This is a genomic window from Halomonas alkalicola (assembly GCF_030704205.1).
Lineage (GTDB): Bacteria > Pseudomonadota > Gammaproteobacteria > Pseudomonadales > Halomonadaceae > Halomonas > Halomonas alkalicola.
Window position 1 is genome coordinate 1,613,535 of sequence record NZ_CP131913.1, and the last position, 18,354, is coordinate 1,631,888.

Sequence of the window (18,354 nt, forward strand, 5' to 3'; positions counted from 1 at the left end):
GGCGGCTAGGGTCGCTGGGGCAGCAGCAGGGTGAAGCGGGCCCCGCCCAGGGCGGGGCTGGCGTCCACCCCCACGCTGCCGCCGTGCCAGGTCATCACCTTCTGCACGATGGAGAGCCCCAGCCCATAGCCGCCGGAGCTGCGGGTGCGGCTGTCGTCGAGCCGCGCGAAGGGCTTGAAGATCGCCTGGCGCTCGCCGACCGGCACCCCGGGGCCATCATCCTCCACGTCGATGCGCACCAGGCGGGGCTCCGCCTGCACCTGGATCACCACCCGACTGCGCGCATGGCGGCAGGCGTTGGCCACCAGGTTCTGCAGCGCCCGCTGCAGGTAGCGCGCCTCGGCCAGGGCCTCCACCTCGGGTCCCTCGGCGAGCACGATGGCCAGGTGGCCGTGCAGCGGGCTCAGCGCATCGATCACCCGCTCCGCCATGGCCCGGCAATCCACCAGGGTCGCCTCCATCTCGCGGCCCTTGACGGCGTCGCTGCCCAGGCGGGCATAGGTGAGGATCTCGTCGACCAGGCCGTCCAGCTCCTCGATGTCGCCATCGATCCCCTGCAGCTGGCGGCGAATCGCCGCATCGTCGGTCATGTCCTCGACCATCTGCACCGCGAAGCGGATGCGGGCCACCGGCGTGCGCAGCTCATGGGAGACCGCGCGGATCATGTCCTGCTGGGCGCGCAGCAGCGCCTGGACCTGGGCCACCATGCCGTTGAAGGCCATGCCCAGCCGGCCGAGGAAGTCGCCACTCTCCACCTTGACCCGGGTGTCGAGCCGGCCGGCGGCGATGCGCGTGGCGGCAAGCTCCAGGCGCGCCATGCGCGCCTCGATTCCGCGGATCAGCAGGTAGATGGTCGCCCCCAGCACCGCCAGCAGGATCAACGCCACCAGCAGCTGCAGGGAGCCCGGCACCGGATCGAAGGCCTCGACCGGGCCGATGCTCAGCCAGCTCGCCTCGCCCCCGCCGGGTAGCGCCAGGTACATGGCCATGGACCAGCGGCCAGGAAAGAGACGCATGACCACTTCGCCGTCAGCCAGGCGCCCGAGCTGATAGGGGTCCAGGCCCGCCGGCGGGGCGTCGCCAAGCTCGACGGTGATGCTGCTCTCGGCCACCCGGGAGAGCCGTGCGTGCCGTTCGGCGGGCGGGCTCTCGGCCAGCCACTCCGCCAGCAGCTCGGTGAAGCCGCGCAGCTGCTGCTCGCTGAGGCTGGCGAGGTCCACCTGCAGCAGGCGCTCGCCGTCGGGCAGCAGCTTCCGCAGGCGCCCGCCGCGCTCATCGCGCTCCTGCACCAGCACCTTGCCCCGCTCCAGGCGCAGGCGGGTGAAGTAGCCGAGGGAGGCGCTCTGGACCGGCAGCACGGAAGGGGTCAGGTCGAGGCGGCGGGCCTGGGTCTCGAGCCAGCCGGCATGGGCATCGGCGGGCAGCGCCTCGAGGCGCTGGGCGAGCAGGCGCATGGGCACCTCGGCGAGCTGCTCGCGATGGTGCTCACGGCGTACCTGGTCGACCATGGCCACGCCCAGCAGGGCCAGGCCGAAGGTCAGCAGCAGGGCGAGCGCCAGCAGCACATAGACGCGCAGGAAGGTGCTGTCGGCCAGGACCCGCCGCATGGCTCAGCTCTCCTTGACGAAGAGATAGCCCTTGCTGCGCACCGTCTTGATGCGATGCGGCTGGTTGGGGTCGTCACCGACCTTGGGCCGGATGCGCGACACCCGCACGTCGATGGAGCGGTCCTGCCCGTCGTACTTGATACCACGCAGCTGGGCGAAGATCTCCTCCCGGGTCAGCACCCGACCGGCGTTGCTGGCCAGCAGCCACAGCAGGTCGAACTCGGCACTGGTGAGATCGATGCGCTCGCCGTCCAGCCAGGCCTCGCGGGTGGCGCTGTCGATCTCCAGGTTGCCGAAGGTGAGCCGCGGCTCCGTCGCGGCCTCGGCGCTCTCGGCCCGGCGCAGCAGGGCGCGCATGCGCGCCAGCAGGACCCGGGGCTGAACGGGCTTCGGCACGTAGTCGTCGGCGCCCATCTCCAGGCCCAGCACCTGGTCCATGTCGTCGGTGCGCGCGGTCAGCATCAGGATCGGGCCCGGGTAGTCACCGCGCACGCGCCGGCAGATCGACAGGCCGTCCTCGCCGGGCAGCATCAGATCGAGTATCACCAGGTCCGGCTGCAGCGCCAGGATCCGCTCCACGCCGCGAGCGCCGTCGGCCTCCAGGGTGACGCGGAAGCCATTGGCCTGCAGGTAGTCGCGGGTCAGGTCGGCCAGGCGTTCATCATCCTCGATGATCAGCACATGATCCTGCTCCCGGGGGTCCAAGCTCTCGTCCATCCTCAAGTTCCATCCTGACTGGCAGGTGATCGGGGCAGCGGCGCCCAGGGGCATACCGCCATTGGCTAAAGGATACCCGAAATCCCCGGATACGCCTGCCTGTCGCCACTCGACGACGGCATAGCGCCCGGCGGGGGCCCACGGCTCCCCAGGAAGATCACAAGCCGTCCACAGGGTTATCCACTTGAAGCCTGCCAAAACACACACTATCTTGTGCCTCCATACGAGGCATAACACTACATCCTGTGAAAAGACCCTCTCCGCCGCGGTTCCTTCACAGACGCCCCCGAGCGTTTTTCATCGCCGCCTCTCGTTCACCTGACAGGGACTCCATCGACATGTCATCCACGACCTCTCCGGACGCGCCGTCCGTCACCGTCACCGCCCCGCAGACCCTGCGCGTCATCAAGCGCACCGGCGACGTGGTGCCCTTCGATGCCGGAAAGATCGCCGTGGCCATGCGCAAGGCGTTCCTGGCCGTGGAGGGCGACAACGCCGACGCCTCCTCCCGGGTACGCGATCTCGTGCGTGACGCCAGCGAGGCCATCGCCCAGGCCTTCCTGCGCCGCATGCCCGACGGCGGCACCGTGCATATCGAGGACATCCAGGACCAGGTCGAGCTGGCGCTGATGCGCGCCGGCGAGCAGAAGGTGGCGCGCGCCTATGTGCTCTACCGGGAGGCCCACGCCCGGGCGCGCGCCGCCGCCGCCGGCGATATCCAGAAGCCTCACCCCACTCTCAACGTGACCCTGCTCGACGGCACCACCCGCCCGCTGGACCTGGGCCGGGTCGAGACCCTGGTGCAGGATGCCTGCGCGGGCCTCGACAGCGTCGAGCCCGGCCGCATCGTCGAGGACTCCCTGAAGAACCTCTACGACGGCGTCAGCGTCGATGGCGTCTCTCAGGCGCTGATGATGACCGCCCGCACCCTGGTGGAGAAGGAGCCCAACTACACCTACGTCACCGCCCGCCTGCTGCAGGACAACCTGCGCCGCGAGGCGCTCGCCTTCCTCGGCGTGGCGGATGAAGCCACCTACCAGGAGATGGCCGAGCTCTACCGGCCGGCCTTCGAGGCCTACGTGGCGAAGGGCATCGAGTTCGAGCAGCTCGACCCGCGCCTGGCCGAGTTCGACCTGGCGCGCCTGGGTGAGGCGCTGGACCACACTCGCGACAACGCCTTCACCTACCTGGGCCTGCAGACCCTCTATGACCGCTACTTCATCCACCGCGATGACGTGCGCTACGAGCTGCCTCAGGTGATGTTCATGCGCGTGGCCATGGGCCTGGCGCTGAACGAGGACGACCGCGAGGCGCGGGCCATCGAGTTCTACGAGCTGCTCTCCAGCTTCGACTACATGGCCTCGACCCCGACCCTGTTCAACGCCGGCACGGTGAGAAGCCAGCTCTCCAGCTGCTACCTCACCCCCGTGCCCGACGAGCTCGACGGCATCTACAGCGCCATCCGCGACAACGCCCTGCTCTCCAAGTGGGCCGGCGGGCTCGGCAACGACTGGACCCCGGTGCGCGCCCTGGGCTCCTGGATCAAGGGGACCAACGGCAAGAGCCAGGGCGTGGTGCCCTTCCTCAAGGTGGTCAACGACACCGCGGTGGCGGTCAACCAGGGCGGCAAGCGCAAGGGCGCGGTCTGCGCCTACCTGGAGACCTGGCACCTGGACATCGAGGAGTTCCTGGAGCTGCGCAAGAACACCGGCGACGACCGCCGCCGCACCCACGACATGAACACCGCCAACTGGGTGCCGGACCTGTTCATGAAGCGGGTCTTCGACGACAAGGAGTGGACGCTCTTCTCGCCTTCCACCTGCCCGGATCTCCACGATCTCTATGGCGCCGCCTTCGAGACGCGCTACGAGGAGTACGAGGCGATGACCCGCACCGGCGAGCTCAAGCTCTTCAAGCGGGTGCGCGCCAAGGACCTGTGGCGCCGGATGCTCTCGATGCTGTTCGAGACCGGCCACCCCTGGATCACCTTCAAGGATCCCTGCAACCTGAGAAGCCCCCAGCAGCACGCCGGCGTGGTGCACTCCTCCAACCTGTGCACCGAGATCACGCTGAACACCAGCGTGGACGAGATCGCCGTGTGCAACCTGGGCTCGGTGAACCTGGCCCAGCACGTGGTCGACGGCGAGCTCGACGACGCCAAGCTGCGCAAGACCGTGAGGACCGCGGTGCGCATGCTCGATAACGTCATCGACATCAACTATTACGCGGTGCCCCAGGCGCGCAACTCCAACCTCAAGCACCGCCCGGTGGGGCTCGGCATCATGGGCTTCCAGGACGCCCTCTATGCCCTGGACATCGCCTACGCCAGCCAGGCTGCCGTCGCCTTCGCCGACCGCTCCATGGAGCTGGTGAGCTACCACGCCATCGAGGCCTCCTCGGATCTCGCCGCCGAGCGCGGCCGCTACGAGAGCTTCGAGGGCTCGCTGTGGAGCCAGGGCGTGCTGCCCATCGACTCCATCCAGAAGCTCAAGACCGAACGCGGCGAGAAGTACATCGAGCTCGACGAGAGCGCCACCCAGGCGTGGGGCGTCCTGCGCGACAAGATCGCCCAGCAGGGCATGCGCAACTCCAACGTGATGGCCATCGCCCCCACCGCGACCATCTCCAACATCTGCGGTGTGACCCAGTCGATCGAGCCGACCTACCAGAACCTCTACGTGAAATCGAACCTCTCCGGCGAGTTCACCGTGGTCAACGCCTACATGGTCAACGACCTCAAGGCGCGCGGGCTGTGGGACGAGGTGATGATCAACGACCTCAAGTACTACGACGGCTCCGCCCAGCCCATCGAGCGCATCCCGGCGGACCTCAAGGCCAAGTACGCCACCGCCTTCGAGGTGGAGCCGAAATGGCTGGTGGAAGCCGCGGCACGCCGCCAGAAATGGATCGACCAGGCGCAGTCGCTAAACCTCTACATCAAGGGGGTCTCCGGCAAGAAGCTCGACGTGACCTACCGCATGGCCTGGTTCCGCGGCCTCAAGACCACCTACTACCTGCGCGCCCTGGGCGCCACCGCGGTGGAAAAGTCCACGGTGGAACGCGGCAACCTCAACGCGGTGAGCAACCAGGCCCCCGCCGCCCACGCCCCCGCGTCCGCACCCCAGCCGATGGCGCGAGAGCCAAGAGGCGTAGAGGACTTCCTCACCGGCAAGGCGGGTGCAGGCTCACGGGCCCCCTCGGCCGCCGAGATCGACGACCTGGGCTGCGAAGCCTGCCAGTAAGTCCAACCGGACACGTATTGCCGCCGGTGGAGCGAGAGGCGCCGGGTGAGCCTCGAGCGATGAATCCATCCATGGCCCCCAATCAACTCGAGGTAAGTGAAATGCTGAACTGGGACGAATTCCACGAGGACGAGACCCCCGTTGCCGAGCAACCGACCGAGGCCGCACCCACGCCGCCCCCGGCCGCCAAGCCGCAGCCGGCCCAGCCGGCCGAAGCCGTGGCCGAGAGTCGCGGCAGCTACCGGGTCGCCGAGGGTGATCGCCTGGCGCGGGCCCGCAAGTCACTGGAGGAGCTCGACGTGGCCGCCGGCCTCGAGGAGCTGGAGATGGGCGCGGCGCGCATCCAGGTCGACGACAAGCAGATGATCAACGCCCGCGCGGACCTGAACCAGCTGGTGCCGTTCAAGTACGAGTGGGCCTGGCAGAAGTACCTGGACGGCAGTGCCAACCACTGGATGCCCCAGGAAGTGAACATGAACGCCGACATCGCCCTGTGGAAGAGCCAGGACGGCCTGACCCCGGACGAGCGGCGCATCGTCGAGCGCAGCCTCGGCTACTTCTCCACCGCCGATTCGCTGGTGGCCAACAACCTGGTGCTGGCGCTCTACCGGCTGATCACCAACCCCGAGTGCCGCCAGTACCTGCTGCGCCAGGCATTCGAGGAGGCGATCCACACCCACGCCTACCAGTACTGCGTGGAGTCGCTGAGCATGGACGAGGGCGAGGTCTTCAACATGTACCGCGAGGTGCCCTCGGTGGCCGCCAAGTCCGCCTGGAGCCTCAAGCACACCCAGTCCCTGGCCCGTCCGGACTTCAACACCGGCACCCCGGAGACCGACCAGGAGCTGCTGCGCAACCTGGTGGCCTTCTACTGCGTCACCGAAGGCATCTTCTTCTACTGCGGCTTCAGCCAGATCCTCTCCATGGGTCGGCGCAACAAGATGACCGGCGTCGCCGAGCAGTTCCAGTACATCCTGCGCGACGAGTCCATGCACCTTAACTTCGGCGTGGACATGATCAACCAGATCAAGATCGAGAACCCGCACCTCTGGACCCCCGATTTCCAGGACGAGGTGACCCAGATGATCCTCGAGGGCACCGAGCTCGAGATCGCCTACGCCCGGGACACCATGCCCCGCGGCGTGCTGGGCATGAACGCGGCGATCATGGAGGAGTACCTGCACTTCATCTGCAACCGTCGCCTGGCCCAGATCGGCCTCAAGGAGCAGTTTCCCGGCGCCCAGAACCCCTTCCCGTGGATGAGCGAGATCATCGACCTGCGCAAGGAGAAGAACTTCTTCGAGACCCGCGTCACCGAGTACCAGGTGGGCGGCGCACTGAGCTGGGACTGAAACCGGGGCCGCGCAGCCCGATCGTGATGCAAGGGGGCCGCCCGAAGGCGGCCCCGTTCATGTCATGCCGGCCTGGCTACCCCTTTGGCCCCAACAGGAACCAGATGATCAGCCCGAGCAGCGGGAAGAACAGCAGGATCAGGATCCACAGCAGCTTGGCCACGGGCCCGGCCGAACTCTTGGCCACCTTGACGACGGCCCAGATCACGATGATCAGCCAGATCAGGCCCAGCAGGCCGGTCACTTCGATTCCCATTCGACTTCTCCTTGTCCATTCGGCGAATTGCCCCTTTCATGGGTAGCACAGCGCACCACCGGGAGACAAAGGAAGCCGGGTAGCGAAATGTGACGGGGCGTTCGCGCGCTCAGTCCGGCAGCAGGTGGCCCACCTTCACGTAGATCAGCGCGCCCTCCTCGCCCGTGAAGGGCGTGTGCTGGCTGCGATGGGGGCTGCGCAGCCAGCTGCCGGCGGGATAGGCACCGAGCTCGTCGTGGAAGACGCCCTCCAGCACCAGGATCTCCTCGCCGCCCCAGTGGGCGTGGGGCTGGAAGCGGGTGTTGGGCGCCCAGCGCACCAGCGCCACGTGCTCGCCCTCGAAGTCATGCAGGGGCATCACGGAAAGCCCCTCCACCAGCCCCGGGCGCCACTCGGCCGAGCGGGTATCGATCACCTTCTGCTCGGTATCCTCGGGCGAGAACTGGTGCAGCTTGACGAAGATCGTCGCGCCCTGCTCCCCCACCCGGGGGGCATGGGCGGTGCCGATGGGGTTGCGCAGGTAGCTGCCCGCCGGGTAGCGGCCGTGCTCGTCGGCGAACTCCCCCTCCAGCACCAGGATCTCCTCGCCGCCGCCATGCTCATGGGACGGGAAGGTGCTGTTGGGCGCATAGCGCACCAGGGAGGTGGCCCGGGCCACCTCCTCGCCGATGCGATCGAGCATCATCCGCTCGACCCCCGCCATGGGCGAATCGACCCAGCGGTAGGCCTCGGGGGTGACCACCACCCGCTGGTCGAAGTCGGCATTGAGTCGCATGGCACTCTCTCCTTTTCAGGGCCCGCGTCAGGGCCGTGTCGTGTGGGTCGGACCGCCGGCATCGCCCGGCGTTCCCGGCAGCTGCCACCACGCCGGCAGCCGAGCGCGCACCTCGGGCCGGGCGAAGCGGTCGTCCATCAGCACCACGGTGCCGCGGTCCTCGGGGCCGCGGATCACCCGGCCGGCGGCCTGCACCACCTTGATCAGCCCCGGCACCCGGTAGGCGTAGTCATCGCCGCGCCCGAAGCGGGCCTGGAGCCGCGCCTTCAGGGCCTCGTTGAAGTCGTCGAAGGGGGGCAGGCCGAGGGTGGCGACGAAGGCGCCGATCAGCCGCTCCCCCGGCAGGTCGACCCCCTCGGCGAAGGCGCCGCCCAGCACCGCGAAGCCGATGCCCTGCCCCGCCGGCGTGAAGCGCGCCAGGAAGGCGTCGCGCTCGGGCTCCCCCATCCCGCGCACCTGGGTCCAGGTGGGAATCGTCGGATGCGCCTCGGCGAAGGCCGCCCGCGCCTGCTCCAGGTAGGCGAAGCTGCTGAAGAAGGCCAGGTAGTTGCCGGGGCGGCGGTGGTACTGGCCGGCCAGCTCGGCGACGATGGGCGACAGCGAGGCCTCGCGATCCCGCAGCCGGGTGGAGATATCGGCGCGGATGCGCACCTCGAGCTGCCCGGCGGCGAAGGGCGAGGCCACCGACTGCCAGACCGTCTGTGCCGGTAGCCCCAGCAGATCGCGATGGTAGCCGGGCGGGGCCAGGGTCGCCGAGAAGAGCACCGCGGCGTGAGCCGCCGCAAAGCGCGGGGCGAGGAAGTCCGCCGGCACCAGATTGCGCAGCCCCAGCAGGGCCCTGCCGCGGCCGTGGCGGGCCAGGTCGCAGAGCGAGTGGTCGCCGAAGGCCTCCGCCAGGCGGGTGAAGGCCAGCGCCTCGAAGAGCAGCTCCTGGAGCTCGGCGCTGCCCCCCTCGGGGTGCTCGCCCAGGTAGTCGGTGATGGCGCTGGCCGCCCCCTGCAGGGCGCCCAGCATCGCCTCGGGCACGCCCTCCAGCACCCGATAGGCCGGCCGCCCCGGCTCGCCGGCCTCGGCGAGGCCCGCCTCCTTCACCACGCCCTGCCACTGGCGGGCCAGGCGCGCCAGCGGCCGGGAGAGCGCCGGCGGCGCGCCGCGGCGCAGCCGGGCGAGCCGGCGCTGGTCGAGCTCGGCGCTGTACATGCCCCGGGCCCGCTCCACCAGGTTGTGGGCCTCATCCACCAGCAGCCCCACCCGCCAGCGGTTGGCCGTCGCCAGGCCGTGGAGCAGTGCGTTGGCGTCGAACCAGTGGTTGACCCCCCCCCACCACCACATCGCACCAGCGCGCCAGCTCCTGGCCCAGGTAGTAGGGGCAGACGCCTTGCTCACGAGCCACCTCGCGCAGCGCCTCGCGATCCAGCCAGCCGCGCTCGACCGCTGCCTGGCGCGCCGCCGGCAGGCGATCGTAGAAGCCCGCCGCCAGCGGGCAGGCCTCGCCGTGGCAGGCTCGGCCGGGGTACTCGCAGGCCTTCTCCCGGGCGGTAAGCTCCAGCACCCGCAGCGGCAGTCGCTCGGGCCCCGCTTCCGAGGGTCCGCCGCCCGGCTCCGCTGTGGTTCCCGCCTCACCCTTCGCCTCCAGCTGGCGAAGCGCCGACAGCGCCAGGGCGCGCCCCGGGGTCTTCATGGTGAGAAACAGCACCCGGTCGAGGTCATGGCGGGGCATCGCCTTGAGCAGGGGGAAGAGGGTGCCGAGGGTCTTGCCGATGCCGGTGGGGGCCTGGGCCAGCAGACAGCGGCCGGTGGCCGCGGCCTTGTAGGCGCCCTCGGCCAGTGCCCGCTGCCCGGGGCGGAAGTCGGCATGGGGAAAGGCGAGCCCCTGCAGGGCGGCATCCCGCCGCGCGCGATGCGCCGCCTCCTGCTTGGCCCAGGCGCGGTAGCGCCGGCAGAGCGCGGCGAGAAAGGCCCACAGCTCGGCGGCATCACAGCGCTGCTCGAGGCGGGTCTCCCGACCGCTGCCCACCTCCAGGTAGACCAGCGCCAGGGTGATTTCGGCCAGGCCCCGCTCGGCGCAGAGCAGGGCGCCGTAGGCCTTCGCCTGGGCCCAGTGCAGGGCGCGCTGGTTGGCCGCCATGCGCGAGAGGTCGCCGCGATGGGTCTTCACCTCCTCCAGGCAGCGGGCGGCCGGGTCATAGACGTCGGCGCGCCCGCGCACCTCGAGCCCCTCGACCACGCCGGCGAGTGCCACCTCGCGCTGGTAGCCTTCGCCGCGGCGGCGGGCGATCTCGGCGTGGCCGGCGATGCCCTCCTCGGCGCTGGGCGCCGGGGTGAAGCGGTGGTCGAGGTCCCCCTCCCGGGCGGTGAAGTCGCACAGGGTGCGCACCGCCACCCGCAGGCGTCGCGCCTCACTTATGCAAGGTCCGCTCATGCGGGGTCCGCCCAGCGCACGTGGCAGACCGCGACGGGGATGCCGTGCTCCCGGAAGAAGGCGAGCCAGCGGCGCTGGTTGTCCTGCAGGCGGTCGCCGGGGCCCTTCACCTCGATCAGCCGGTAGCGGGGCTCCCCGGCGGGCGCCTCGGGGAAGAACTGGATCAGGTCCGGCAGGCCGGCGCGGTTGGCCTTGAGGTCCCCCAGCAGCCGTTCGAAGCAGGCGCGCAGTTGCTCGGCGGGCAGGCACGAAAGCGCAAGCGACAGCAGCGCCTCCTCCAGCGCCCCCCAGTGGACGAAGGGGTTGGCGAGCCCCTGCTTCTCCCGCCATGTCGAGAGGATTGCCCATTTGTGGCGGCCGTCGTCGAGGCGCGCCAGACAGTCATCGAAGTGCTCGCGGCGGCGGGCCACGAAGTCCTCCCGGTAGAGGTCCGCCGGGCCGCTGTGGAAGGGGTGGAAGAAGGCACCGGGCAGGGGCACGAAGAGCGCCTCCCAGCAGAGCAGGCCGAAGAGCCCGGTGAGCAGGGTGTTCTCCACGTAGGCCACCGGGGCGTCGTCACGCTGCAGGTGCTCGCCCACCGCGCGCTCGACGCTGGAAGAGCGCGGCAGGCAGAGCGCGAGGCGCTCGGGATCAGGCGCCGCCTCCCGGGGCAGCGGTGCGCGCCCCAGCCGGCGCCGCAGCCGGGGGCGCAGCCGCGCGAGGGCCTGGGCCTCCGCCTCCCCCGGTGACCCGCCGGCCAGGGCTTCCGTCAGGGCATGGGCCTCACCATGCTCGCCCCGGCGCTCCAGCAGGCGCAGGCATCGGATACGCGCCTCGGCGCTGCCGGCGTCCACCGGCCAGCCCGCCTGGTGGTAGAGCGACAGCGCCAGTTCACCCTGCCCGGCCCGCTCCGCCTGTCGGCCCAGGGCCAGCTCCAGACGCCGGTGCCGCGCCGCAAGCCAGGAGTTATCCGCCAGCACCGGAGGCAGCTCGGCCGCCAGCATCGATGCGGGCTCGCCGGCGTCGAGCCGCTCGCGCAGCCGATGCAGGGCCAGGTAGGCGTCCACCTCCTCACGGCGCTGGAAGGCCCGGGACTCGGCGCCGAAGGGCACCCGCTCGAAGCGCTGCACCCCGAGCTCGGCGAGCACGAAGTCGGACCAGTCCTGGCGCAGGTTGCCGAAGAACATCAGCCGAAGGCGGTCGCAGGTGGCCATCACGGTCAGGCGCACCACCCGATCCGGGGCCTCGGGCCACCACGCGGCCAGCGGACGCGCCGCGAGGCCCCGAGGCGCCAAGGCATCGAGCAGGGTGCCCTTGCCCAGCGAGGCCGAAAGCCCGGCGGCGCGGATCTCCCCGGCCAGGGCCTGGCGCAGCTCGGGCAGGCGCAGCTGGGCGAAGAGGACCTCCAGGGAGAGGGCGGGAGCCGACTCGACCAGGCCGGCGGCGACCAGAGGCGCCAGGGCCGCCTCGCCAGGGTCGCTCGCGGCGCTGTTGCCGGTCTCGGCTCTGTCTGCGGTATGGGCACTGACCTCGGCGCTGATCTCGGGATAGACGAGCTTCGAGGTGCGAAAGTGCTCGCCGCGGCGCATCACCATGCGCACCAGCAGCGCCCGGGAGGCCCGGGGCAGCGCCGCGAACTCGGCCAGGAAGGCCAGCTCCTCGTCGCTCAAGAGGTCGCCATGGCGCTCGGCCACCCAGCCCAGCACGAACTCGAAGTTCACCAGGTAGTAGAAGGGATCGTCGAGGGAAGCCGCTGCCGCCACCCCGCTAGAGCCCCCTGGCCAGCTCGGCCACTACCTCGGCGGCGGGCACCTCGCGGCAGCGGCTGGCGTTCTGGCCCGCCCAGAGCGGGGAGAAGTCGCCGCTGCCCTGGGCCTCGGCGGCGGCACGCAGCGGGGCGATGGCGGCGGTGGCCAGGGGAAAGGCCGGAGCGGCATCGCTCATCGGCCCCAGCTCGCGCATCAGCCGGGTGACGATGCCCCGGGCCGGACGGCCGCTGTAGAGGTTGGTCAGCGCCGTGTAGCGGGCCGCCTCGCTCATCAGCGCCCGGCGGTGGATCGCCGAGATGGTCGACTCGGGGCAGCACAGGAAGGCGGTGCCCACCTGCACCGCCTCGGCCCCCAGCGCCCGGGCCGCCGCCACGCCGCGGGCATCGGCGATGCCGCCGGCGGCGATCAGCGGCAGGTCGACGGCCTCGCGCACCTGGGGCAGCAGCGCGAAGGTGCCCACCTGGGTGGTGGGCTCCTCGGTCAGGAACATGCCCCGGTGGCCGCCCGCCTCCAGCCCCTGGACGATAATGGCATCGGCGCCGTGGGCCGCGAGCCACCGGGCCTCCTCCACCGTAGTGGCCGAGGCGAGCACCGTGGCGCCCCACGCCTTGACTCGCGCAAGCAGCGCGGCCTCGGGCAGCCCGAAGTGGAAGCTCACCACCTCGGGGCGGAAGGACTCGAGGGCATCGCAGGCCTCGTAGTCGAAGGGGCGCCGCCCCGGCCCAGCCGGCACCGCGCCGATGTCGAGACCGAACTCGGCGTAGTAGGGGGCAAGCGCCTCGTGCCAGCGAGTCTGGGCGGCGGCATCCGGTGCGGGCGGCGCATGGCAGAAGAAGTTGACGTTGACGGGGGCCGAGGTGGCGGCGCGAAAGGCGGCGAGCTCCTCGGCCATGGCCGAGGGCGCGAGCATGGCGCAGGGCAGCGCGCCGAGGCCGCCGGCTCGGGCCACGGCGATGGCCAGCTCGCTGCCCTGGGCGCCGGCCATGGGGGCCTGGAGGATCGGCAGCGTGATGCCGAGGGTCTGGGTCAGGCTCATCGGGGCTCTCCGGGATCTTGTGGAACGTCGGGTGTCACGTCGGGTGAATCATCGCCCTTGCCATCGCGGCGCCAGGGCCGACGGGGCCCCAGGGTGTCGGCCACGAAGGCGCCGCGCTCGCCCAGAGGCCGGGGCTCGCCGACGGTGGTGTCGCGGCGGGTCTGGCGCTCCATTTCACCGTTGATCTCGGCGCCCAGCAAGACGACGAAGGCCGATAGCCAGAACCACAGCATCAGCACCACCACGGCACCGAGGGAGCCGTAGAGCTGGCTCAGGGTGGCCATGCGCCCCACGTAGAGCGAGAGGCCGGCAGAGCCCAGGATCCACAGCAGGGTGGCGGTGACGGTACCGACGCTGACCCACTCCCAGCGCGGCGAACGGCGGTAGGGGGCGAAGCGGTAGAGCACCGCGATCACCGCCATCATCACCAGCAGCAGCGCCGACCAGCGCGCCAGGCCGACCAGCATGGCCGGGATACCCGTCAGGCCGAGCAGGCCGCTGGCCAGGGGGAAGAGGGCCACGACAACGATGGTGACCAGGGTCAGGACGATCAACCCCAGGGTCAGGGCGGCCACCACCAGCTGGCGGCCCAGCGGACCGCGCCGCTCCTCCTCGCCGTAGACCAGGTTGAGGGCGATGATCAGCCCGCGCACTCCCTTGGAGGCCGCGAACAGGGCCACCGCCAGGCTGCCGAGGGCGGTCAGGCTGAGGCCGGTGGGGGTGTTGTCGCCGATCTCGCGGGCCTGCTCCTCGATCAGCCCCGCCGCTTCTGGCGGCACAAAGCGTGCCAGCTCGGCGATCTGGCGTGCCATGTCCTGGGGGTCGAGCACCAGGGCCCAGAGGGAGATCACCGCCGCGATGGCGGGAAACACCGAGAGCAGGGCATAGAAGGCGATACCGGCGGCCAGCAGGCCGACGCGGTCGTCGACCAGCTGCTCCTTGACGCGCCAGAGGATGTCGAGCCAGCCGGGACCGGGAATCTGTGCGGGCCTGGCGGCGCGCCGGCCGCGTCGCGATAGGGTCATGACGTCCTCAGTGGGAACCGGCGGGATGGAGCACCATGCGGGCGTCGCGGCTCTCGATGTCGAAGCGGTTGAGGAAGCTCATGCCGAGCAGCGCCACCTCGCCCTCCATGCCGGGGCTGATGGAGCCGCGCACCTCGCGGGCCGCGAAGCCGCCGAGGCTCACCTCGTCGAGGGTGGTGAGCTCGCCGCGCACCCGGCCGTTGGCGGTATTGAACCAGGCACTACCGGTCGCCTCCAGGCCCAGGCGCTCGGCCAGCGCCGAGGAGACGGCCACGTAGGTGGCCCCGGTATCGAGCAGGAACTCCACCGGCTCGCCGTTGATGCGCCCGGTGGCCAGGAAGTGGCCGGCGCGGTTGCGCTCCAGCACCACCGAGCTCTCGCCGTTCACGGCGTTGACCAGGTGGGCGTTGGGGTTGCGCTGGCTCTCCAGGAAGCCGTGGAACCACCAGGTCCCGGCCCCGATGAAGAGCATCCAGAACAGCAGCATCATGCCGAGCCCGGTGCGCCGGACCGTCCTGTTGTCATCGCTCATGGCACGCCTCCCGGGGCGTTGGTGGCCTGTGACACTCCCGCGTTGACACCTCACTCCTCCCTGACTGTACTGAATGCCGTCCGGCCGGACACCCGCGCAATCACAAGGATAACGCCCCATGCAGGACAGCACTCAGCTTTCGACTCCCTCGATCGCCCATCATTCCCACTCTTCCTGTCACCACTCCTGTCACCACTCCTCTCACCACCCCTCTCCCGTTCCCCTTCAGGCCCTTGCCGCCGGCCTCTGCCTGGGGGCGGCGCTGCTGATGGCGGGCGCGGCCTACGCCTGGGATGGCGTTGTCGAGAAGCAGGTCTTCGAGATGGAGGAATACACCACCCGCGGCGGCGAGACCATCGCGGACCTGGCGGTGGGCTGGGAGGCCTACGGCACCCTCAACGAGGCCCGGGACAACGCCATCCTGATCACCCACTTCTTCTCGGGCACCAGCCACGCCGCCGGCCGCTACGAGGAGGAGGGGCCCGCCGGCTACTGGGACAGCATCATCGGCCCCGGCAAGCCGCTGGATACCGCCGAGTTCTACATCATCGCCTCGGACACCCTGGTCAACCTCAACGCCCATGACCCCAAGGTAACCACCACCGGTCCGGCCTCGACCCACCCCGAGACCGGAGAGCCCTGGGGCCTGGACTTCCCGGTGGTGACCATCGGCGACTTCGTCGATGTCCAGAAGGCGCTGCTGGAGAGCCAGGGCATCGAGCGGCTGCACGCCGTGATGGGCGCCTCCATGGGGGCGCTGCAGGCCTACGAGTGGGCCAGCACCTACCCGGAGCGGGTCGAGCGGCTGATTCCGGTGATCGGCGCCGGCGAGGCCGACCCCTGGCTGCTGGCCACCCTCGCCGCCTGGGCCGCGCCGATCCGCGTGGATGCCAACTGGAACGGCGGGGACTACTACGACGGCGAGCCCCCGCTGGATGGGCTGCGCGAGGCGCTCAAGCTGGTCACCCTCAACGCCAACCACTGGCAGTGGGCCAACGAAACCTTCGACCGCAGCTGGGCCGACGAGGATGCGGACCCCGCCCGGGATCTCGACGCCCGCTACGCCATCGAGCAGACCCTTGACGACATCGCCACGGCCCGCGCCGAGGTGGCCGACGCCAACCACCTGCTCTACCTGGTGCGCGCCAACCAGACCTTCATGGCCGGCTACGGCAAGAGCCTGGAAGCGGGCCTGGCCGCCATCGAGGCGCCGACCCTGATGCTCTACAGCGAGGATGACCTGGTCTTCGCTCCCCAGAGCGTGCGGCGCACCGCCGAGCTGATCGCCGCCGATGGCACCCCGGTGGAGCTGATTCCCCTCACGGGCACCCGCGGCCACCTGGATGGCGTGGTGGCCATCGACCAGGCAGGCGATCGCCTGCGCGCCTTCCTGGCGGAGTGATGGCAGGGTCATGCAGCGCGACCCCGGCGCCCTGGCGGCTCAACCCGCCAGGGCCCGCACCAGCAGGTAGCTGCCCATGGCCAGCAGGCCGCTGAGGAAGGCGCGCCGGAAGGTCGCCTCCGAGAGGCGCGCGCGCAGCCACTGCCCCAGCCGCATGCCCACCAGCGCCGGCACCACCGCCGCCAGGGAGAGCAGGCCCAGCTCGATGCTGAGCAGGCGCTGGCCGCCCAGGGCGAGGCCCAGCGCCAGGGTGGTGGCCACGAAGAGCACGCCCATGGCCTGGATCAGCATCTCCCGCGGCAGGCCCAGGGACTGCAGGTAGGCGACGCCCGGAAAGACCGAGGAGCCGGTCATGCCGGTCAGCAGGCCGGTCAGGGCCCCGTTGACCGGCGCGGCATGACGCCCGCCGCCGACCAGCCTCGCCAGGCCCAGGTTGCACAGCCCGGCGAGCGCATAGAAGACGATCAGCACGCCCAGGAGCCCCGATAGCCAGCGCACCTCGACCCGCGCCAGGATGCTCACCCCCAGCCATACCGTCACCACCGAGGCCAGCAGGAAGGGCCAGAGCTGCCTGAGGATGCGCCCCAGGTAGCCGCCCACCAGCGCCTGCCAGACATTGGTGATCGGGGTGGGTGCCAGCAGCAGCGCCATGGCGGGCTGCAGCCCCAGGGTGGCGGCCAGCAGCGCCAGCGACACCGTGGGCATGCCCATGCCGATGATGCCCTTGACCCCACCGGCCACCAGGAAGGTGGCGGCGACAAGCAGCAGGATGAGCGGCTCTCCCATCACTCGCGCCCCTCAGCGGCCATTGCGCGCCTCCCACTCCGCCGCCGCCCGCTGGCCGCGGGCCTGGTCGACGGCCAGGCAGATCAGGATGGCGACGATGAAGAGCGCGGCGCAGAGCAGGATCGAGGCCTGCAGTCCCACCACCGTCTGCAGCAGGCCGAGGGCCACGATGCCGAAGACCCCGGCCAGCTTGTTGGCCAGGCCCCAGAAGCCGAAGAACTCGGCGGCCTTGCGGGTGGGCGAGAAGAGCCCCACCAGGGCGCGGCTGGCCGACTGGCTGGAACCCAGCGAGAGCCCCGCCAGGCAGCCGACGAAGAGAAACAGGTGCTGGGCCTCCCAGTCGAGGGCGAAGCGCGCGTTGAGGAAGGCGGTGACCTCCGGGGTCGCCCAGATGGCCAGGATCGCCGCCACCCAGAGCCCCAGGGTGAAGAGGTAGGTGACCTTGGTGCCGATGCGGTCCTGGATGAAGCCGAAGCCCAGCGCCCCTGCCGCCGCGGTGATCTGCACGATGATGAACATCAGGTTGCGGATCGACTCGTCCCAGCCGATCACCTGGGCGCCGTAGATGAAGGCGAAGGCGATGATGATGTATACCCCGGCCATGGAGAAGAGCAGTGAGACCAGGAAGATGCCGAGGTCCCGGAAGCGCCGGAGCTCGTGCAGGGTGGTGGAGACCCGCTCCCAGGCGATCTCCCGGTAGGGCTTGCCCGGCGGCTGGGGGGTGCCGCGCTCCTTCACCCACAGGAAGGTGGGAATGGCGGTGACCAGGAAGAAGGCCGCCGCGAAGGGCCCCACCCAGCGGATGCGCTCGAAGTTCTCCGCGGTGGCCTCGCCCAGCGCCACCAGGGTGAAGCCCGCGGCGAAGAGCCCGCCCACGTAGCCCAGCGCCCAGCCGAAGCCGGAGATCTTGCCGAGATCCTCCGGCGGCCCCAGGTCGGGCAGGAAGGCGGCGATGAAGGACTCCCCCATGGAGTAGGCGTAGTTGGAGACCACGATCAGCAGCAACCCCAGCACCACGTAGCCCGGCGCCACGAAGTAGAGCATGGCGGTGGTGGCCACGGTGGCCAGGTAGCTTGCGAACAGGAAGCGCTTCTTGGAGGCCTGGTAGTCCATCACCGCCCCGCACAGGGGGCCGGTGACCACCACCAGCAGGTAGCTCACCGCCAGCGCCAGGCTCCACAGGAAGTTGGCCAGCCGGTAGCCGTCGCCGCGGTCGCCGACGATCACCGTGGTGAAGAGCTCGCCGAACACCACGGTGATGATCAGCAGGGTGTAGGCCTGGTTGGCGAAGTCGAACATCGCCCAGCCGAGGATCTCCTTGCGCGAGGCGCGGGTCCGCGGCGGTGTGACGCTGGTCAGGGGTGACATGGGGCTGTCCTTGCGGGTCGAGACGGCAAGCCTAGCAGCATGGGCCAGAAGCGCACCATCTCGAGCCGCCGAGGTGCATGGCGCCG

At 70.4% G+C, this 18,354-nt stretch carries 13 protein-coding genes and 1 pseudogene; 3 read left to right on the forward strand and 11 right to left on the reverse strand.

Annotated elements, in window-relative coordinates; genetic code table 11:
- Positions 1 to 5 precede the first annotated feature (5 nt).
- Positions 6 to 1,607, reverse strand: coding sequence for an ATP-binding protein (locus tag B6N23_RS07670; protein WP_305503423.1), 1,602 nt, complete (start codon positions 1,605 to 1,607; stop codon positions 6 to 8).
- Between the two features lie 3 nt (positions 1,608 to 1,610).
- Positions 1,611 to 2,324 (reverse strand): winged helix-turn-helix domain-containing protein, encoded by a 714-nt coding sequence (locus B6N23_RS07675; RefSeq protein ID WP_110070206.1) that lies wholly within the window; start codon positions 2,322 to 2,324, stop codon positions 1,611 to 1,613.
- Positions 2,325 to 2,662: 338 nt separating this feature from the next.
- On the opposite strand from B6N23_RS07675, the gene B6N23_RS07680 reads away from it, so the two are divergent.
- Together B6N23_RS07680 and B6N23_RS07685 are read left to right on the forward strand one after the other, a co-directional pair.
- Entirely contained in the window at positions 2,663 to 5,566 is a 2,904-nt protein-coding gene (locus B6N23_RS07680) for a ribonucleoside-diphosphate reductase subunit alpha (RefSeq protein WP_305503424.1), read from the forward strand.
- Positions 5,567 to 5,667: 101 nt separating this feature from the next.
- Positions 5,668 to 6,918: a ribonucleotide-diphosphate reductase subunit beta gene (locus tag B6N23_RS07685; RefSeq protein WP_305503426.1), complete on the forward strand. Its 1,251-nt coding sequence runs from the start codon at positions 5,668 to 5,670 to the stop codon at positions 6,916 to 6,918.
- A 76-nt stretch (positions 6,919 to 6,994) separates the two neighbouring features.
- On the opposite strand, the gene B6N23_RS07690 is transcribed toward B6N23_RS07685, so the two are convergent.
- The 7 genes and pseudogenes from B6N23_RS07690 to B6N23_RS07720 all read right to left on the reverse strand — a co-directional run bounded on the left by B6N23_RS07690 (position 6,995) and on the right by B6N23_RS07720 (position 14,712).
- Positions 6,995 to 7,174, reverse strand: coding sequence for a PLDc N-terminal domain-containing protein (locus B6N23_RS07690; protein ID WP_110070209.1), 180 nt, complete (start codon positions 7,172 to 7,174; stop codon positions 6,995 to 6,997).
- A gap of 109 nt (positions 7,175 to 7,283) precedes the next feature.
- Positions 7,284 to 7,949 carry a cupin domain-containing protein gene (locus B6N23_RS07695; protein ID WP_305503429.1) on the reverse strand — a complete coding sequence of 222 codons (666 nt, stop codon included), beginning with the start codon at positions 7,947 to 7,949 and terminating at the stop codon, positions 7,284 to 7,286.
- Between the two features lie 27 nt (positions 7,950 to 7,976).
- A pseudogene (locus tag B6N23_RS07700) lies at positions 7,977 to 10,371 on the reverse strand (helicase C-terminal domain-containing protein).
- Complete coding sequence (locus B6N23_RS07705) at positions 10,368 to 12,113, reverse strand: VRR-NUC domain-containing protein (protein ID WP_305503432.1); 1,746 nt, start codon at positions 12,111 to 12,113, stop codon at positions 10,368 to 10,370. The pseudogene B6N23_RS07700 and the gene B6N23_RS07705 overlap by 4 nt, the downstream one beginning before the upstream one ends.
- A gap of 4 nt (positions 12,114 to 12,117) precedes the next feature.
- Positions 12,118 to 13,155 (reverse strand): NAD(P)H-dependent flavin oxidoreductase, encoded by a 1,038-nt coding sequence (locus B6N23_RS07710; RefSeq protein WP_305503434.1) that lies wholly within the window; start codon positions 13,153 to 13,155, stop codon positions 12,118 to 12,120.
- A complete protein-coding gene (locus B6N23_RS07715; RefSeq protein ID WP_305503436.1) occupies positions 13,152 to 14,180 on the reverse strand; it encodes a YihY/virulence factor BrkB family protein in 1,029 nt (342 codons plus the stop codon). Before B6N23_RS07715 ends, B6N23_RS07710 begins: the two co-directional genes overlap by 4 nt.
- Before the next feature lie 7 nt (positions 14,181 to 14,187).
- The gene (locus tag B6N23_RS07720) at positions 14,188 to 14,712 is read right to left on the reverse strand and encodes a retropepsin-like aspartic protease family protein (protein ID WP_305503438.1); all 525 of its coding nucleotides are present in this window, start codon (positions 14,710 to 14,712) and stop codon (positions 14,188 to 14,190) included.
- Between the two features lie 118 nt (positions 14,713 to 14,830).
- On the opposite strand from B6N23_RS07720, the gene B6N23_RS07725 reads away from it, so the two are divergent.
- Entirely contained in the window at positions 14,831 to 16,114 is a 1,284-nt protein-coding gene (locus B6N23_RS07725) for an E22 family MetX-like putative esterase (protein WP_305503440.1), read from the forward strand.
- Between the two features lie 39 nt (positions 16,115 to 16,153).
- Here the strand turns inward: B6N23_RS07725 and B6N23_RS07730 are convergent, their stop codons facing one another.
- The gene (locus tag B6N23_RS07730) at positions 16,154 to 16,900 is read right to left on the reverse strand and encodes a sulfite exporter TauE/SafE family protein (RefSeq protein WP_305503443.1); all 747 of its coding nucleotides are present in this window, start codon (positions 16,898 to 16,900) and stop codon (positions 16,154 to 16,156) included.
- Positions 16,901 to 16,912: 12 nt separating this feature from the next.
- On the reverse strand, positions 16,913 to 18,268 hold the full coding sequence (locus tag B6N23_RS07735) for an MFS transporter (protein ID WP_305503445.1): 1,356 nt from the start codon (positions 18,266 to 18,268) through the stop codon (positions 16,913 to 16,915).
- Positions 18,269 to 18,354 lie beyond the last annotated feature (86 nt).

Excerpts from the sequence above, each read along its gene's own strand:
- B6N23_RS07670 (WP_305503423.1), bottom strand. The coding sequence starts at position 1,607 with ATGCGGCGGGTCCTGGCCGACAGCACCTTCCTGCGCGTCTATGTGCTG.
- B6N23_RS07675 (WP_110070206.1), bottom strand. The coding sequence starts at position 2,324 with ATGGACGAGAGCTTGGACCCCCGGGAGCAGGATCATGTGCTGATCATC.
- B6N23_RS07680 (WP_305503424.1), top strand. The coding sequence starts at position 2,663 with ATGTCATCCACGACCTCTCCGGACGCGCCGTCCGTCACCGTCACCGCC.
- B6N23_RS07685 (WP_305503426.1), top strand. The coding sequence starts at position 5,668 with ATGCTGAACTGGGACGAATTCCACGAGGACGAGACCCCCGTTGCCGAG.
- B6N23_RS07690 (WP_110070209.1), bottom strand. The coding sequence starts at position 7,174 with ATGGGAATCGAAGTGACCGGCCTGCTGGGCCTGATCTGGCTGATCATC.
- B6N23_RS07695 (WP_305503429.1), bottom strand. The coding sequence starts at position 7,949 with ATGCGACTCAATGCCGACTTCGACCAGCGGGTGGTGGTCACCCCCGAG.
- B6N23_RS07710 (WP_305503434.1), bottom strand. The coding sequence starts at position 13,155 with ATGAGCCTGACCCAGACCCTCGGCATCACGCTGCCGATCCTCCAGGCC.
- B6N23_RS07715 (WP_305503436.1), bottom strand. The coding sequence starts at position 14,180 with ATGACCCTATCGCGACGCGGCCGGCGCGCCGCCAGGCCCGCACAGATT.
- B6N23_RS07720 (WP_305503438.1), bottom strand. The coding sequence starts at position 14,712 with ATGAGCGATGACAACAGGACGGTCCGGCGCACCGGGCTCGGCATGATG.
- B6N23_RS07725 (WP_305503440.1), top strand. The coding sequence starts at position 14,831 with ATGCAGGACAGCACTCAGCTTTCGACTCCCTCGATCGCCCATCATTCC.
- B6N23_RS07730 (WP_305503443.1), bottom strand. The coding sequence starts at position 16,900 with ATGGGAGAGCCGCTCATCCTGCTGCTTGTCGCCGCCACCTTCCTGGTG.
- B6N23_RS07735 (WP_305503445.1), bottom strand. The coding sequence starts at position 18,268 with ATGTCACCCCTGACCAGCGTCACACCGCCGCGGACCCGCGCCTCGCGC.